Consider the following 16,450-nt stretch of genomic DNA (forward strand, 5'->3'; position numbering starts at 1 on the left):
GAAGAATCATACAGCACACGCCGGCGGAATCCGACACGTCACAACCGAGTCAATCCGTCGCAGCAAGATGTGTATACGCCCTAGTCGAGGGGGGGGGAGATCAGCAGTTCCTAAGGCTCGGCGTCGAACACCGGCGTCATCGCCCTGATCGTGCAGGGCGTTGGATTGACGTGGCGGATCTTCACCCGGCCCTGCCCTTCCCAGCTATCGTCGATCGGCACCTCGACATTGCCGGTGAACAATTTCGCCATGCCGTCGGGTGCGACCACGGACGGGATGCGAACCTGCTCCCAGCGGCCGCGGATGAACGACTGGACCTGAAGCCCGGTTGTGTCGGTTTCCAGCAGCGAAAGAATGAGCTTGGCCACCTTCTTGCGCCGCCCGACGATCGATCCGTCGCGGCCGCCGACATCGAGCTCCAGCGTGTTGGCTTCGGACTGGTAGCCGAGCCCGACCTGCCATTTGGCTGCCGTAGCCCCACCGGGCAGCGAGACCGCGCCAGCGGCCACAGCAAGGCCCTTGTAGACCTTGCCATCGGCCAGGACGTCGGCTGTTTCGCCGTTGAGATGATCAAGCCCTGAGACCGTGCCCACAGCGGCGCCCGAATAGGTCAGGCCGCAGTCGACTTCGAATGCATCGCCGATCCCGCCATACTCGAACGGCGCGGTCTTTATTTCGATATAGCGCCTGGTCACGCCGCCGATCGTGCGTTTGACGATCAGCCAGAGATCGTCGTTGCCGTCCTGGCCGGGCGTCACCACGGCGCTTTCGACAACGGCCCAGTTCGATCCTGCGAAGCTTCCGGCGATCTGGTGGATGTGCATGCCGCGAACGTCCTGCGACGGCTGGTGCGTGTAGCCGCCGAGTTCGCCATCCCCGAGCGGGAACCACAGCAGCGGGTCGGGGTCGGTCTGGAAGGCGAGTTCGACGACGCCTTTCTTTGGAATGTGCTCCGATATTTGACCGACATCGTCGGAGGTGAAGCGGCCGGTGGCGTTTTGCGTCAGCTCGGCGATCGATTTGCGGGAGCGGGTGACATAGAGGAACGACTGCCCCGCATCGACGGGACGCAGCGGGGCACAACCGAAAGTCCGCGACCGGCGGTTCTTGAACGAGGACGCCGTCAGCGCCTCGTCGATGCCGGAACCCGACAGCGCCCTCACCCCGCCAAGCGTTCCGATGATCAGCGCGCCGTCCGATTCCGCCACCCACGTAATGTCGTTGGCCTGGCCGCCACCTGCCTGCACGAATTCCAGCGCGTCGGTGTCTTTCTCACCGGTGGCGAAGTTGTCGAAATCGCCGGTTTGCGAGGCATAGACCGAGAATTTTCGGCTGAACGCCAGGCGCTCCTCGTAAAGCGAACCGCTCTGCACATACTTGCCGGGCACGAACGTGCCGAGACGCCAGCGAATGATCGGGCTGAGATCGGGCAGAGCATGCCCGTACAACTGGACCGTGACCACCGTCGTGCTGGTCCGGGCAACGATCTTGGCCCAGCGCCAGAAGCCATCCGCGGCAAGCAGACGAATGGCACGGCCGATATCGCTGGTCTGGAAGCCGATGCCGTCGTTGATGCCGACGATCGAGGAGGCCGAAAGATCGAACGGCGTTTGCGACGGCGCGTATTCGTGCAGGGCCAGTTCGGCGATAGCGGTTCCGTCGCTGCCGCCACCTGAAAACAGCAGCTGATAATATTCGTAGGCAACCGTGTTGTTGAAGCCGTCGAAGAAGCGGGTTTCCGACTTGGACCAGCCGGTCTCTCCGTCCCGGCTGTCGAGCGTCGTCCAGTCGGTGCCGTTGTGCGAGGCCTGGAATTGCCACTGGGTCGGCGATGCAGTGTCTGAGTGATCATTCGTGGCGGTAATCCAGTAGGCGTCGACCGTCTTGGCCCCGCCGCCGAACTGGTAGCGCAGATACCCGCTCGGAAAGCCCGCTATGTTCTCCCCCTTCTGCTTGTCGCCATCGAACACCTGCCACACGTCGGATGAGCCGTTGCTGTTGCTGACCGTGCCGCTTGGCAGCGTATTCGCGACCATGACCGGCATGGCGTTGCCGGTTGCGGCCGGCGTCAACGTCGTGGCGGTGGTGTTGATCTTGTCGTAAGGGCCGTCGAGAAAGACGAAATCGGCGAGCGTCCAGGTCGTGTGCGCGGTGCGCGTCAGCACTTTGACCGGATGACCCTTGTGGGTGATCCACATCTGGTCTGCCGACTGGACGAATTGCAGGTCGAACAGATCGGCCTCGGGATAAGGCGAAACGACTTCGACCGTGCCGACACGCGCGCCATAGGCATAAACGCGGATGTAGAGATCGCCGAATTCGAGCGCATAGGCCTGGTCGGCCGAGAAGATGAACGGGATCAGCCGTGTCGCCTTTGACGGAGCCTTCACCTGGGCGCAAAAATACGTGCCGCCGCGCTTCCTGATGCCGCCATGCGGCAGCGTGACGAAGTTCGTGCATTTCGACAGCGCCGCCCGGTAGAGCTCGAGCGAGGCGCGAGCATGCAAGCGGGGAGAAATCTCGCCGCGGATGAAAGCATCCTGGATCGGATAGAGCGTGGTCATCGGCCGACGCCCCGGCTGTCGCCGCGCTGGAAAGCCCAGGACGTCGTCGAAAATCTGCCGCCGCGCTGGATGGCATTGGCCGAGTAGGCGGCGTCCAGCGCCCTGTCATAGGCGCTGCGTGCGACGTCGATCATGCCGGACTTGTGGGTCAACGGATGCGCGATCTTGATGGCGAGCGCCGCCACCAGCACCTCGGTGAACAGCGCGTCCCAGTCGTTGGGGTCTGTCAGGTTGGCGACATAGCGGATGATGCGCGGCCCGGCCTGATCCGAATAGATCAGCCCGGCCTCCTGCCGCCATGAGAGCGGCACGCCATCCGGCTCGCCATTCCCTGTCAGCGGCAAGGGCCGCAGGCAATCGGCGGGAAGCTCATAGGCGAAGTTCAGCGTGCCAGCGCCGCCGCCGGTGTCGAAGCCGGCGACCGAGGCCGCCAGGATGGCGAAGACAAAGGCATGCTTGGTCAATTCGGCCTCGCGGGTCAGGTCGAAATGCAGATTGAGCAGGCGCGCCGCCTTGGCGTCCTGGTCGAGGCTTTCGATCGGCGCCTCGTCGAGCACGGCGAGCGCCATGTTGGCGATGTCGAGCGGGGTGATGGCCATGGCTCAGGCCTCTGTCTGTATGGTTGGTCGGAGAAAACGGGGCATGGTGCCTCCACGGCAAAAAGCCGCTTCGAAGCGGCTGGGGATTTTTTGTGATTTGTGGCTTGGGCAGAACGTTGCACGTCTCGTGCACGGGGGCCGTCACGACGCCACCCGCCCGTCATGAAACGGCGTGGCAGACGCTTCGTCAGCCGTCTTTTTCCCATTCGAGCAAGGAAGACGGCAATGCTTCGGCTATTGCAGTTTCACGACACCGCCGCGCAACGCGGCGATGTCTTGCCTGAATTGTGTCAGCCGACGTGTGCGCCGGTCGAGATCCCTGTTTCAGCTGACTTGGCAAAGACGCTTGCTTTCACCCTTCCGGCACCTCCCGCCAAAGCCAAGCCCCTGTCCAGGGCGTCCTGAAGACTTGGCGTGTAGTAGGCGGTGTCTTCCAGGCCGCTGAAGAAGTTTATGCGATGAACTTCCCCTTTCTTGCTCATGACAATGCCCGCTTTTCGGAGCACTTCCTGAACTGTTTTGTACTTCATGTTCATGGTGACCTCCCTTACCAAGACAAGGCAGCATCGCCCTTTCTTGTAACTGTTTGGTGCCGTCGATTGGCCAAAGGGCAACATGAATGTTGTAGCGAACGCCAAAATTCACATCACTCCGACGCAGCGCAGCGGGTGAACTTGGGATTCGCCGACCTGGTGTCCCGAAGGGGCGGGACGTCTGACGCCCGCCCCTTCGCCCGATCAGGCCTCGGTCGTCTTCAGCGCGATGAACGTCATGTGCTTGACGCTCGACGCCGTGCGGTCCCAGTTTGCCGCCAGTGCCAGCTCGGCATCGGTGGCGAATTCGCCGGCCGAGGACGCATCGAGGAAGCGGGTGCCCGGCACATGCGGCACGAAATGCCGGCGGCCGACCATTTCGGTGACGCCGCCGCCATGGCCCTGCCGCGGCTTGCGGTCGAACTCGAGCGGGCCGCCTTCGGTATTGACTGGCAGCTCGTTCCACAGGATTGCCTTGTCCTTGAACATGAACGCCGTGTAGACGCCGCCGGCAACCGGAATGTCGTCGTCGACGACAGCCCTGAGCCCCATGTAATAGGGGATCAGCGGCCCGCCCTGCTCGGACGACGGCACATAGTCGATGAGGTCGGCGAGCTTCAGCGCCTTCATCTGTTTCGAATGCATCCAGATCGTCTTGAACTTGTCGGCGCGGTCGCCCATCAGGTAGGCGGCCTCGATGATGTCGGTGTCGACGATGGAGGCGCCGGTGACGCGCACCAGGTCACTGCCGTCATTGGCGATGTTGTCGGCCAGCACGCCTTTCAGTATGCCCAGCAGCGTCAGCTTGTTGGCGCGCTGCCAGTAGTCGGTCTGGCGGCGCACGACAAGCTTCTGCGGATCGTCGCCGGCAAGGATCGAGGTCAGGTCCGGGATGCCCCAGGCCTGCGCACGCACATTGCGGGCCGCGACTTCGCGGCGCGCGCCGATCTTCTTCATCTCGATCGAGTCGGCCGGGTCGTCGTTGACCGGCTCGGACGGATCGTTGCCGAGGTCCTTCCAGCCGGGCATGTCGACGGAACGTCCGCCCAGGCTGAGCTTCGAGGCGATCGACGGGTCGGAAAACAGGATCCCGGCCTGGTAAATCTCCAGCGACTGGACGTGCTCCTCGAACGAGTATTGCGCATAGACGGACGGAACGATCGCGTCCGCGATACGGGTATAGGCGTCTGCCATTTTTGTCTTCCTTCAGGTTTGGGTTAAAGAGGATTGTTGGGCATCCACAGGTCGGGATTTTCGCCGGCCTCGCGTGCCAGCCGCCGGGCGCGGGCGGGGTCGCTTTTGACCAGGGCTGAGATGCCAGTCAGGTTGCGCTCGCCGGCGGCATTGCGCTTGAAGGGATTGCCTCCGCTCAAGGCCGTGCCGCCGTCGATCGTGTCTTCGCGGAACATCGCCTCGCCGATGGCGTGGAACGCCTTGGCGATCTGCGGGTCGGTCAAGGCACCGTCCGGCAGAAGGATGCCCTTCGCCTTGTAGGCATTGACCAGGCCGAGCTTTTTCATCGCCCGGTTGGCGACCTCGAGCTTCTGGCGAAAGCCATCGCTGCCGGTCGGTCCCCAATCCCTGACGAGGTCGTCATGCGTCGTCTCGACCGAGCGGGCAAGGGCGATCTGCTGTGCCTTAGCCTGCTCGGCCATGTAGCCGACGAAGCGGTCGTGATAGGCCTGTGCGACCTTCGGGGTAGCACCTGCCTCGACCGCCCAGGCCTTGGACGCATTGGCGAGCTCGTCCGAATAGGCGAAGTTTTCGGGGAGCCCGTCGGGGCGCCGGTACTCGACCTTCTCGGGTGAGGTCAGCGGACGCATCGCCTCGGGCAGCCGGGCATGGAACCTGTCCCAGTCTTCCGCGGCTGCATCGGCTGCCGGAACGCGCAGGCTCTCGCCCTGCTGCCGCTCCAGCTCCGCATAGGAGGCGAAGACCCGATCGAGGCTTTCAGGCTTGGTCCAGCCCTTGGTTTCAGCAAGCTTGCGGTTGCCTTCGGAAAGACCGTCAAACCAGCTTTTGGCCGCAGGCGGGGCGGACCCGTTGTCCCCGTTGCCCGGTGGCCGTGCAAGGTTGCCCGCCGGTGGCGCCGCCACCACGGACCCGGCGTCTGCCAGATCTGTCATGAGAAGATTCCTTTTGTTGACGTTTCAGAGGAGAGCCGATGGCGACGCTTGGTATCTCCCCCCTCGAGGGGGAGATGGCCGGCAGGCCAGAGGGGGTAGCCGCGCGTGGAGCGCCGACCTCATCTGTCGCCGGGCGTCGCGCCCGGTCGAACCGACCCCCTCTGTCGCCTTCGGCGACATCTCCCCCTCAAGGGGGAAGATTAGCGCCTACGCATTATCGCCCCAGTTCTCCCAGAGCAGGGTGATGGTGCCCGACACCGCCAGCGTGCCGTCGGCGTCGATATCGGTGCCGGTCGCAAACGCCAGGTTGAGATAGAGGTCGACCGGCGTCACGGTGCCGTCGAGCGTCAAGGCTGCGGCAACATCGGCAATCGACGCGCTCGACGGCGCGGCACCCGCGCCATCCAGCGTGCGGCCGGTCGCGCCCAGCACATTGACCATGGTGCCGGCAAGCACCGCGCTCGATGCTGCCGTCGAGCCGAGCGACCAAGTCAGCGCGGCATTGTCGTTGATGGTCGAGGCGCGCGGCGTCAGCACGGCGAACTGCAGTCTTGCCGTGCCGCCCTTGATGCGGACCTTGCCATCGAGAAAGTCGAAGAGCTTCTGGCTGGCAAAGCCCTGCGCATCGGTGACCGGCACCGGCATGGCATTGAAGGAGAAGACGGTGCGGTAGGCGCCGCCCTGCCCAGTCGTCCTGGCGGTAAGCCCCGCCCTGGGCGGGGCAAGGCCGGCTTCTCTGGCGGCGGCACGCGAAAGCGTCCGGGGAAGACCTCGGGTCATTTGATTTCTCCATTCTTGCGGGATTGAAAACGGGGTCGGCTGGGCCGCCGCACGCAACAGCGGCAAAAGCTCATGGACATTTGGATTTATGTGTATTTATACACAACATGAAGGGCGCCGATGTCATCCACAGGCTGTCGGCGGATGGCTGGTACGAAGTGGCTCGAAAAGGAAGTCACGCCCAGTTCAAGCACAAATCCAAGCCGGGCCAGCTGACAGTTCCGCATCCCAAGCGCGACATCCCGATCGGCACTCTCAAGAGTATTGAAAAACAATCCGGCGTGAAGCTGAGGTAGAGAAATGCGGAACTATATCGGATTGATCCACAAGCAAGCGGACAGCGACTTCGGCGTCTCCTTTCCCGATTTTCCGGGCCTGGTGACAGCCGGCGTCAACCTGGATGATGCCCGTGCCATGGCCGGGGAAGCACTGGCCTTTCATGTCGAGGGGCTGGTCGAGGATGGCGAGGCCATTCCCGAGCCGTCATCCCTGGAGGAAGTGATGTCGGACAAGGACAATCTGAGCGGTGTCGCCATCCTGGTTCCCTTGAAAGCTGAAGCTGCGAAGGTCGTGCGTGTCAACGTCACCATTCCGGAAGATGTCCTCGATCAGATTGACCGATATGCGGAGCGCCACGGCTACAGCCGATCCGGATTTCTGGCCGCTGCGGCGAAAAAGGTAATGCAGATCGAGGCAGCGTAGCGCTCTCGAAGGCGCGACTGGAGATGAAGCTCTTTGGGTCTTGTTCGGTTACTTTCTTTGCGGATCAGGCCGTCAGACAAAAACAACCATGTCTTATTTCGTGAGGCACGGTGCCTATGTTCCGCCGCAAATGCGACCGTACTTGGCAAAATCAGCCTGCGAATTAGTTCATAGACTTCAAGGGAGTATCAGACGATGACCATGTCCAGAGCCATTGCCGCCATGTTCGTAACCGCCGCGCTGGCAGGCTGCGCGCAGACCGAAGCACAGCAGAGAACCAGCACCGGTGCGCTGCTCGGCGCCGGCGCCGGCGCGCTTGCCGGCCAGGCGATCGGCGGCAACACCAAGAGCACGGTCATCGGTGCCGGAGCCGGCGCCTTGCTGGGCGCCGTCGTCGGCAACGCCACCACGCCGCAGCCGCGCAGCGAACAGCTTTGCCGCTATCAGGATCGCACCAGCGGCCGCATCTACACCGCCCCCTGCGACGACCGCTATTACAACGGCGATTATTGAGCCGGCGCGGGTTGCAAATCACGACAAGGCCGGCGGGACAGCACCCCCCTCTGGCCTGCCGGCCATCTCCCCCTCAAGGGGGGAGATGGGGTATCTTGTCTGCTTCCGCCAATCACCAACGTTGCAGGATTGGCGGCTAGGGCGAAGCTGCTGATCTCCCCCCTGGAGGGGGAGATGGCCGGCAGGCCAGAGGGGGGCGCCTCGCGCCTTTCGGACCTTATCCTACCTCCCCTCCAGCCTCGCCGCCTTCTCCAGCGCAGCCAACTGCGCCTCGTCCAGCGTCAAAAACCCCATAATATGCTGCACCACTTCGGCGCGGGCATTGCTCAGCGCGCTGTGCAGCTCGAAGCCGTTCGGCGTCTTGGTCTTGGCCAACCATTCGCCATAGGACGGGCGGCGGTAATAGCCGGTTGCGGCCGCCAGGTCGGCCAGCACCATTTCGCCGTCCTGGCCCGAGAACACCCTGAGATAGGCCTTGGCCAGGGCATCCTGCGCCTTGGCCGGGCCGCCGGCCTGGCTGGAATGGGCGAAGCGTTTTTGGCTCATACGCCCTGCCCGCCCGAAGCATCTTGCGCAGCCTGCGGCATCAGCCCGCCGAGCCCGTCGAGCAGGCCGCTGTCGCGCGCCTGCACTGCCGCCGGCACGGCATCCCTGGCGACCTTGCCCGCGGCAGCCATCGCCGCCATGCCGGCCTGTTCAGCTTGAGCCTTGGCTCTGGCATCGCGTATTCCCGCCACTTCGTCCTGGCGGCGAAAAATGCGCTGCGGACTGCGGCCGGCGCCCTGCACGATCTTCAGCGCCGCGTCGCCGTCGATATTGTCCATCACGCCGGGATCGAACTGCGCCATCTGCATGGCGGTGGTGACAACCTGGATGGTGTCGCGCGCCTCGGCGGAACGGCGCAGCACGTCGAGCGGACCGGTGAAGGTCGGCCGCAACGCTTTGCCGGCAAGGCTCGCCGGCGGCAGGAAGCGGCTGTCTTCCTCGTAAAGTCCCTTGTCTTCCAGAATACCCAGCTCGCGGTCGAGATTGCTGGCAAAGCCGGCCTGGATGATCGAGCCGGAGGGGCCGAGCAGCGCGCCCTTCTCCTCCTGCCGGATCAAGGCTTCGGTCGCCGTCATCTGCGGGTTCTGTACCAGCGTCTGGAACAGGTTGACGAACATCATGTCGCGGATCTCCTCGGCCCGGCTGTCGGCGTAATTGAAGGCATAGGTCGGGTTCTGGCCGGTGGCGATCGGCGCGATCAGCGGCCGGCCGGCATCGTCGATCAGCCCGGGATAGTTCTCGCCGGGATTGAGCACCGGCACATAGTCGAGGCGAGCCTTGGAGGCGGTCGCCGGATCGGTGATCTGCTGCAGCGCGCGAAGGCCGGAGCGCCGCACCGCGTTCTCCTCGCGCACCGTCGTCAGCGCCTCGATGGTCGGCGAGATGCCGTAGGGATCGCCCTCGTAGCGGCGCCAGTTGAAGCACGACACCGGGAACGAGCGAAAACCGCTTTCCCTGACTATCACCTCCTCGTCCTCGATCACGTGATAGGAAGCGAACGCCGTATCCAGATACTGGTAGGAACCGGAGAGGCTGTACATCTTGCGCTCGTCGCGCGGTTGGATGCACTGGATCAGCGAGATTTTGGTCTCGCATTTGGCGGGGTCGTCGACCAGAACTTTGATCCGCGCCGGCAGTCTGTCGTAGCCGAGCAGTTGCGCCGCCTGTCTTGCCGTGCGCTCGTAGCGGCGGTGGAAAATATCGACCTGGCCCCAGCGGTTGCGGGAGAGATAGCCCTCGACCACCGGGATCGAGGCATAGCGGATCAGCGTGCCGCCAAAACCTTCCTCGGCATAGAGATAGGCCGGGCCGTAGCGCACGACATTGCGCAGGCAAGCCTGCGTTGCCGGCACGAAGTTCGAATTGGCGGAGTAGCGCAGCGAGAAAAGGAAATCGCGCAGCGCTTCCGCCCATTCCTTCTCCTCGTCGGTCTCCTCGTCGTTGATGGCCGCGGTCGACAACCCATGCCATTTCTCCGACTGCGGGATGATCAGGCTTTCCAGCCCCGCGGCCAGCCGGTTGGCGGCCGAGTTTATGGTGTTGGCGTAGACCCGCGCACCGCGCCGCTCCTGCCGCTCGGCCTGCGAATCGAAGCCGGCCTTTCGGCTGCCGCTCCACATGTCGGGCGCATCGGGATCGCAGAATTCCGACACCGCCTCCCAGACATGCTCGTACTGGCTGCGCTCGCTCTCCAGTTCTGCCTGTCGCGACAGGATATCGCGAGCACGGGAATCGCTCATGGTCAGCCTCGCTTGATAAACTCAATGGGAAAAAGAAAGAAATGGCGGGCACGCCGAAGCGGCCGATCTCCCCACTTGAGGGGGAGACGTCCGGCAGGACAGAGGGGGTCGTCTCGCGTGGACCGGCGACCCCCTCTGTCGCCTTCGGCGACATCTCCCCCTCAAGGGGGGAGATCGGCAGCGCCTTATTCCGCCGGCGTCGTCTCCAGCGCGGCTTTGCGCCCAAAGCGCTGCACCACGAAACGCCCCATCTTCTGGCCGGGTACTTCGATCAGCGTATAGGTGATCCAGGACAGCAGGCACACCACCGGCAAGACGACGACAACAACGACCGCGAAGCGCAACGGCGCCGACAGCTCGTGGCCGAACTGGGTGATGACCAGAGCCGCCACCGGCTGGAGAACCAGCAGATGGATCAAATAGATGCTGAAGGAAAGCTCACCCATCAAATGAAAGAACCTGTTGGCGAGCGTCATGGCGATCTTTCTGGCCACGATGCCCATCGTTCCCGGCAGCATCCGGTAGAGAACCAGGGCAAAGAACCCCAGGACGAGCGCTTCCCGCATCAACAGCTTGCTCAGCCCATAGCCGCCGCCGAACGGCAGCGCCGCCAGCAGCATGGCCAGTGCCAGATGCACGAAAGGCCGCTTCTGCCTTTGATGGACGACGCCCGCCAGCAGCATCCCGCACAGGAAAATCTGCATCTTCAACGGCAGGAACGACGGCATCGGAAAGTGCACCGACAACTGTCCCATCAAGAACACGATCGCGCTGCCGATCGCCGCGACCAGCATGGCCGCCCATAGCCAGTCAAGCCTGCGCACCAGCAGCATAATGGCCGGGAACAGCGCATAGAACTGCATCTCCAAGCCTAGGCTCCAATCGGGCAGCGGCGTGCGATAGGCGAAATTCGGCACCAGGCCGAACAGGAACAGCAGATGGGCGCCGATATTCTTCAGGCCGCTGTCGAGATAACGCTCGGGCGCCTGCGGCGACCGCAGCAGGAACTCGTCGATGACCATTCTCGACCCGTAGAGATAGGGGCCAAGCGCCAGGGCAGCGAACAGCATGACGTAGAACAGCGGCGCTATCCTGAAATAGCGGCGGGTCCAGAATTTCAGCCAGGTTTCCGGCCTTTGCCAGGGCTCCTTGTCCTGGCGCAGCTGGTAGTGGAACACCATCAGGAAGCCGGACAGCATGATGAACAGATCGACGCCGAGGTCCGGTTCGCCGAGAATAGGAATCTGCCAGCCGGTCAACAACAAGCAGTGCCCGATGAGCACCCAGATCGCGGCAAGCGCCCGAAGCCCGTCCAGGCACTCGATGCGCGATGACCGGACCTCCGTCATGCCGAACTCCTCGATGGCCATGTTGCAATGCAGCATGGCGGCTGAGGGAGGAATGTCAACCGTGCGGAAGGAACACGATTTGCGCTGTGCTGTTACGGAAAACGCGGAACACCGGAGGGCAATTGTAGAGGCATGCACTTGAACACCCGGGGCGCGAAGGATCGCGGCTTACGCGATCCCGGCAGGCAAGCTCCCGTCTATCTCTTCTTCAACCTTGCATGCCGGCGCCAGTACCACCAAGCGAGCACGCGGTTGCGGAACACTCTTCTCATGGCGCCCATGTCACACCCCCAGCAGCACGCGGCGCTGGCCGGTGAGCTCACTGGGCGACAGATCGGTCTTCACCGTGCCGGCAGTGCCGTCATTGGCCGCAAGCTGGGCCCGCAAGGCGGCTTCGCGCGCCTGTACGTCCTTGTCGGCAATGGTCGGTGTCTTTGGCAACGGCTTCAGCGCCGGCGGCTTTTGAAAAAGACACATGGTTTTCTCCGAAATGAGAGCTTCTTATCCAGTCGTAGAGCAGAAAATCCTCGCCGTTCCTGCCATAGCCCGGCAGGCGGCAGCGTTGCGTGGCGCCCAGCCGGGCAAGCCAGCGCAGCCCCAGTTGATTGGCCGCCAGCGCTCGCGCCTCGACCCGCCATGCGCCGCGCGCGGCAACTTCAGGCCCGAGCACGGCATGAAAGAATTCCGTAATCCCAGGCACGCAGCGCCTCATGCGGCGCGTGCCCCAGCTCCAGGCGATCCACAGCCCGCTGCGCTGCTCGGCAGCGCCGAAGCCGGCCTCCGGATTGCCGTCGAGCTCGGCGACATAGGCAAACCCCTGCAGCGCCGTCAACGCCAGCAGCGCCGGCGACCAGTGGTCGAACTGGCAATCGATCTCGGCCCGGTCCTCGAGCCGGAGGTTGGCAGCGATGTAGGAGAGGTCGCGCAAAGTGGCGGGAATGATGCGGAGGATCATGTTGGGTCACTTTCCGGCACGCTGCGAAGCGGAGAGCCCTAGGGAAACGAGGCGCCAAGCTAGATTGACTCTCTTTGCCGTCTGGATTTCCTTGGCCTGTGACTTGTGGATGTACCTATGGGAACAAGCGCATGACTTGTAGTAACTGCGCGCCGATCGAGGAGACCCGTACGATCTTTAGCACCGGTCGTCTCGCGGCGGCGATCACGATGGCCAAAGAGGCCATACGCGACGGTATTCTGCAGGAAGTACCGGGTGGTCCTATGTCGAGTGTCATCCCGCTTTCGGATCTCAACCCGGATGGACCATGGGACGATCTGCTTCGTTACCGCTTTCGCTGCACGACCTGCGCACAGGTTTTCTTGCTCTCCGCAGAGACCTATCATGGCAGCGGCGGCGAATGGGCTAAGGAGCCCGGCTAAGCTTTTCGGCGCTTCGTCCTATGCGTCCGCCGCGAATCTCAGTCCTGGCGTATCTTCGCGGACATCCGGCTGTCGATCTCGGTCAGCTTGGCGAGAATGCCTTCCTGCGCCTGCACCATCGCCTGTTGAACGCGGATCAGCTTGAAGGTGAGCCAGATCGTTACCCAAAGGCTTGCTGCGAGATAAATCAGCATCGGCATCCAGGAGATGAATATCCCGAGCAGCGAGTTTTCCGATTCCATATTGCCCCCCTAATATGATGTTGCCGCTACATCGTCGTTTTGCCGCCGGGCGTGCATAAACGCAAGCATCGTCACCGAAACGCCCCCAGCGGATCGCTCTGCCCCGCCTTCCGCCGCGCGGCCTTGAACAGAGCCGGGTCGACCACCGCTTCCCTCAGCATCATCACGCCGTAGCGGGTCGCCGCCATCAAATCGTCGCGCAGCTTCACTACCTGGCCGTCCCTGCGGTGATAAAGCCGGAACTCCTCGAACCATGGCAAAAGCGTCGAGAACACCTTGAAGCGGCCTGATTGCATGCGGTCGAGCATCTCCATCAGCCCGGCTTCGACGGAGACCGAACCGTCGGCGAACTGCGCGCGGGTGCCAAGCCTCTATTTGTAAGCCACTGCTGCGCTTGCAGGTCCCGCCAACGGAATAATCTCGCAGCGACTAAACCCTGCCTCTTTGCACCACTCGGTGAACTGGGCGCCGGTGAAGTCAAACGCCTCGCCAAATTCGATCAGCATGTTCAGCGACATCATGAGACCGAAGCCGTTTTGCCTGCGTTCATCGTCGATGATGTTCTCGATGGCGACCAGCGCGCCGCCGGTCGGCAATGCACGATAGGCCTTGGCGATCAGCATCTTCTTGTTCTCGAGATTCCAGTCGTGAAGGATCATTCCCATCGTGATGATGTCCGCCTTGGGGAATTCGTCCGCGAAGAAGTCGATCGTCTCGGCGATGACCCGGCCGCCGAGATTGCGCTCCGTCAAGCGCCGTTCGGCGATCGGCTGCACATCGGCGAGATCGCACGTCCGGCATTGCATATGCGGATGCCGCGCCGCGACGATGGCCGAAAGCTGCCCGGTTGCGCCGCCTATATCGGCCAGCGTCTTATATTTGGAAAAGTCGAATTTCTCGGCAAACGCCGTGAAATTGCCCATGGAGATGCCGCTCATCGCGTCCATGAACTGCTCCAGGCGCGCCGGGTCCGCATAGAGCTCGCCGAACATCGACTTGCCTGTCTCCTTGATCTCGTTTTGAGGCTTTCCGGTTTGCAATGCCGGTGTGAGATCGCCCCAGAACCGATACAGTCGTGCGTTCGCCATCTCAAGGATTCCACCGATGTATTGGGGGCTCCGCTTGACCAGGAACAGCGCGGTCGATGGCGTATTGCCGTATTTGCCGGTTTCACCGGCGCCGTCCCTCTGCAGCAATCCGAGCGCGACGAGGGTGTCGAGAAAATCATACGTTGCGCGCGGATGCAGCCCCATCGCGCCTTGCAGTTCGAGGCCCGTTTTGGGGCCGTCCGCAAGCAGCGAGAAGAGTCCCAGTTCCACGGCGCTCAACAATGTCTTGGCTGGCCAGAACCCAAAGCCAATTTGCAGTATGTGGTCTGGAGAAATTCCGTCTTGCATCTGAGCCTCCCCTATCGGCGAACGCCCCCGTGAGGCCACGCCGATGCGTCCCTTGAGCGGGATCATTCGATGCTACACCACGTCCACGGACGTTCACTACAGTTTTCCAATCGGAGCCGGAGCGCATTGCCTCCCTCCCGATTTTCCTCACCGAAACGCCCCCAGCGGATCGGCCTGCCCGGCCTTGCGCCGCGCGGCCTTGAACACCGCCGGGTCGACCTGCGCCTCCCTCAGCATCATCACGCCGTAGCGGGTGGCCGCCATCAGATCGTCGCGCAATTTCACCACCTGGCCATCCCTGCGGTGATAGAGCCGGAACTCCTCGAACCAGGGCAAAAGCGTCGAAAACACCTTGAAGCGGCCGCTCTGCATGCGGTCCAGCATCTCCATCAGCCCAGCCTCGACAGAGACGGAACCGTCGGCGAACTGCGCATGGCTGGCGAGCATGTTGAGCCCATGTGCTGAATACTGCCTGGCAAGTGCGGTGCCCGCCCCTTCCAGCGTCTCGCGACGACCGTCGCGCGGCCAGGCAAAGGGCAGCCATTCGCCCCACGGCTTCAGCGTCAGCGCCTGCATGGCGGGAGTCTGCTGCGAGGCGCGGCAGGCCTTCGTGACATAGACGACGTCGGCCTCGGTATCCCAGGCAAGCTCGACCGCGGCCGAGGGATGGTCCCAGCCGAAATCGAGCGCGCCGAGCCGCGGCCAATAGCGCGGCAGCCGGAACGGCTCGCAGGCGATCAGCTCCTCGGCCACCGGAAAGATGCGGCCGGAGCCGAGCACCGGAATGCCCTTGGCCCGCGCCTCACGCTCATGCGCCGGATAGGCGGCAATGATCTCGGCGCGCTGCTGCGGCGTATAGTGCTCGGCATCGTCGATGGTCATGAAGGTGACGTGACGGGTCATTGTTTTTCACCCTCGCGGCATTGAATCGTGGTGGGCGGGTGCGCGCTTCAATGCCCCGCCTCGCGGCTCCGTTTGCATCGCTCGGAACACCTGCCACGGAGCCGGTCGAAAAGTCGGGATCAGATCGCCCGACGTTTGATGCGCACGACTTTCGGCGCCTGTGCATCCATGAACATGTAGCACCGGCCTAGCAGCGCCTTTTTGCCAAAATCATCGAATACGTTCTGCCCGAGCGGCGTGAACAACACCTCGTCGGTCGTCAGTCCGTCCTGGTGGCGAGCCTCGATCTCTGGCCAATGCGCCTTGGCAATGTCGGTCAGCACGACGTTGAAGGCAGGATGATTGTAACTGACCAACAAATTGCCATCGTCCATATCAGACGGTTTCATGTCCGGGTGGTAGTTGTAGATCTCGGCAAGCGTCTGGATGGCTGCCAAGGATGCAGCGCCATCGGAAAGACCAGCCTCCGTCAGCACACAGGTGCCGTTTTCAAGGATGGCAAAGTCACGCTCCTGGTTGAAGTAGTAGCCAAAGCGCTCTTCGATGCGATCGATGGGCTGCGAAAACGATGGCCGCCATTTCGGGACAGGAGGAAAGGTCGCTGACATCTCTGCTCTGCCCGCTGATGATACTGCAATTGAAGACAGGCCGCCGATGAACACCATCCGCCTATTCATAGTCGTGATCTCCCGCCCAACGCAGTCAGTCTAGTTTCGGATCGTGACTTGGCAACCGCGATGATCTCGGCGCAGCGTGTAGTGTCCGGCATCGTCGGTGGTCATGAAGGTGACGTGGCGGGTCATTGTGCGCCCTCGCGGCATTGAATCGTGGTGGCAGGCGCTGGACGGATGATGTTGTTTGACAAAGAATATGACGCGGTCGGTCAAAAGCCTGGGTTCCTCGCCCCACGGAGTGGGGAGAGGTGGCTCGGCGAAGCCGAGACGGAGAGGGGAATTGCGCCGACCTGTGCAGACAACAATCGAGAGAGCCAGCGTCTGGTGCTTGCCAAAGTCCCCTCTCCGGCCGCTGCGCGGCCACCTCTCCCCACTTTGTGGGGCGAGGAACCCAAGTTCTGCAATG

Annotated in this window: 18 protein-coding genes and 1 pseudogene; 4 read left to right on the forward strand and 15 right to left on the reverse strand. The window is 62.8% G+C overall.

From position 1 onward, the window contains the following. Positions 1 to 110: 110 nt before the first annotated feature. The 6 genes from NKH16_RS29360 to NKH16_RS29385 form a co-directional block, all read right to left on the reverse strand. Positions 111 to 2,564, reverse strand: coding sequence for a phage tail protein (locus NKH16_RS29360; RefSeq protein ID WP_352749435.1), 2,454 nt, complete (start codon positions 2,562 to 2,564; stop codon positions 111 to 113). Then, positions 2,561 to 3,163 (reverse strand): phage connector family protein, encoded by a 603-nt coding sequence (locus NKH16_RS29365; RefSeq protein ID WP_352638328.1) that lies wholly within the window; start codon positions 3,161 to 3,163, stop codon positions 2,561 to 2,563. Before NKH16_RS29365 ends, NKH16_RS29360 begins: the two co-directional genes overlap by 4 nt. Positions 3,164 to 3,453: 290 nt before the next feature. Then, on the reverse strand, positions 3,454 to 3,699 hold the full coding sequence (locus NKH16_RS29370; RefSeq protein ID WP_031211513.1) for a hypothetical protein: 246 nt from the start codon (positions 3,697 to 3,699) through the stop codon (positions 3,454 to 3,456). A 201-nt stretch (positions 3,700 to 3,900) separates the two neighbouring features. Next, positions 3,901 to 4,890, reverse strand: a complete 990-nt coding sequence (locus tag NKH16_RS29375; RefSeq protein ID WP_352749432.1) for a Coat protein — start codon at positions 4,888 to 4,890, stop codon at positions 3,901 to 3,903. 23 nt (positions 4,891 to 4,913) lie between these two features. Beyond that, positions 4,914 to 5,822 carry a hypothetical protein gene (locus tag NKH16_RS29380; protein ID WP_352749429.1) on the reverse strand — a complete coding sequence of 303 codons (909 nt, stop codon included), beginning with the start codon at positions 5,820 to 5,822 and terminating at the stop codon, positions 4,914 to 4,916. A gap of 207 nt (positions 5,823 to 6,029) precedes the next feature. Next, on the reverse strand, positions 6,030 to 6,602 hold the full coding sequence (locus NKH16_RS29385; RefSeq protein WP_352749426.1) for a hypothetical protein: 573 nt from the start codon (positions 6,600 to 6,602) through the stop codon (positions 6,030 to 6,032). A 107-nt stretch (positions 6,603 to 6,709) separates the two neighbouring features. Here NKH16_RS29385 and NKH16_RS29390 point away from each other — a divergent pair, with 107 nt between their 5' ends. From NKH16_RS29390 to NKH16_RS29400, 3 genes are all read left to right on the forward strand, one after another. Beyond that, the gene (locus NKH16_RS29390; protein ID WP_352749424.1) at positions 6,710 to 6,898 is read left to right on the forward strand and encodes a type II toxin-antitoxin system HicA family toxin; all 189 of its coding nucleotides are present in this window, start codon (positions 6,710 to 6,712) and stop codon (positions 6,896 to 6,898) included. A 4-nt stretch (positions 6,899 to 6,902) separates the two neighbouring features. Further along, positions 6,903 to 7,304 (forward strand): type II toxin-antitoxin system HicB family antitoxin, encoded by a 402-nt coding sequence (locus NKH16_RS29395; protein WP_352541138.1) that lies wholly within the window; start codon positions 6,903 to 6,905, stop codon positions 7,302 to 7,304. Between the two features lie 195 nt (positions 7,305 to 7,499). Further along, on the forward strand, positions 7,500 to 7,817 hold the full coding sequence (locus NKH16_RS29400; protein ID WP_292654509.1) for a YMGG-like glycine zipper-containing protein: 318 nt from the start codon (positions 7,500 to 7,502) through the stop codon (positions 7,815 to 7,817). 222 nt (positions 7,818 to 8,039) lie between these two features. Here NKH16_RS29400 and NKH16_RS29405 read toward each other — a convergent pair whose 3' ends face one another. The 4 genes from NKH16_RS29405 to NKH16_RS29420 form a co-directional block, all read right to left on the reverse strand. Further along, on the reverse strand, positions 8,040 to 8,363 hold the full coding sequence (locus tag NKH16_RS29405) for a Bbp19 family protein (RefSeq protein ID WP_352749421.1): 324 nt from the start codon (positions 8,361 to 8,363) through the stop codon (positions 8,040 to 8,042). Next, positions 8,360 to 10,102, reverse strand: a complete 1,743-nt coding sequence (locus NKH16_RS29410; RefSeq protein WP_352749418.1) for a portal protein — start codon at positions 10,100 to 10,102, stop codon at positions 8,360 to 8,362. Before NKH16_RS29410 ends, NKH16_RS29405 begins: the two co-directional genes overlap by 4 nt. A gap of 185 nt (positions 10,103 to 10,287) precedes the next feature. Then, positions 10,288 to 11,451, reverse strand: a complete 1,164-nt coding sequence (locus tag NKH16_RS29415; protein ID WP_352748725.1) for an acyltransferase family protein — start codon at positions 11,449 to 11,451, stop codon at positions 10,288 to 10,290. 361 nt (positions 11,452 to 11,812) lie between these two features. After that, positions 11,813 to 12,406, reverse strand: a complete 594-nt coding sequence (locus tag NKH16_RS29420; RefSeq protein ID WP_352748723.1) for a hypothetical protein — start codon at positions 12,404 to 12,406, stop codon at positions 11,813 to 11,815. Between the two features lie 131 nt (positions 12,407 to 12,537). On the opposite strand from NKH16_RS29420, the gene NKH16_RS29425 reads away from it, so the two are divergent. Next, positions 12,538 to 12,828 carry a hypothetical protein gene (locus NKH16_RS29425; RefSeq protein ID WP_352501187.1) on the forward strand — a complete coding sequence of 97 codons (291 nt, stop codon included), beginning with the start codon at positions 12,538 to 12,540 and terminating at the stop codon, positions 12,826 to 12,828. A 38-nt stretch (positions 12,829 to 12,866) separates the two neighbouring features. Here NKH16_RS29425 and NKH16_RS29430 read toward each other — a convergent pair whose 3' ends face one another. The 5 genes and pseudogenes from NKH16_RS29430 to NKH16_RS29450 all read right to left on the reverse strand — a co-directional run bounded on the left by NKH16_RS29430 (position 12,867) and on the right by NKH16_RS29450 (position 16,035). Continuing rightward, entirely contained in the window at positions 12,867 to 13,070 is a 204-nt protein-coding gene (locus NKH16_RS29430; RefSeq protein ID WP_023675723.1) for a hypothetical protein, read from the reverse strand. A gap of 71 nt (positions 13,071 to 13,141) precedes the next feature. Beyond that, a pseudogene (locus NKH16_RS29435) lies at positions 13,142 to 13,438 on the reverse strand (phage terminase large subunit family protein); the annotation flags it as partial. Positions 13,439 to 13,441: 3 nt separating this feature from the next. After that, on the reverse strand, positions 13,442 to 14,467 hold the full coding sequence (locus NKH16_RS29440; RefSeq protein WP_352903160.1) for a methyltransferase: 1,026 nt from the start codon (positions 14,465 to 14,467) through the stop codon (positions 13,442 to 13,444). 147 nt (positions 14,468 to 14,614) lie between these two features. Next, positions 14,615 to 15,370, reverse strand: coding sequence for a phage terminase large subunit family protein (locus NKH16_RS29445; RefSeq protein WP_352748718.1), 756 nt, complete (start codon positions 15,368 to 15,370; stop codon positions 14,615 to 14,617). Between the two features lie 119 nt (positions 15,371 to 15,489). Continuing rightward, positions 15,490 to 16,035, reverse strand: a complete 546-nt coding sequence (locus NKH16_RS29450; RefSeq protein ID WP_352876632.1) for a hypothetical protein — start codon at positions 16,033 to 16,035, stop codon at positions 15,490 to 15,492. Positions 16,036 to 16,450 lie beyond the last annotated feature (415 nt).

Source organism: Mesorhizobium sp. M1307, assembly GCF_040318155.1.
In the GTDB taxonomy this organism is placed as follows: Bacteria; Pseudomonadota; Alphaproteobacteria; order Rhizobiales; family Rhizobiaceae; genus Mesorhizobium.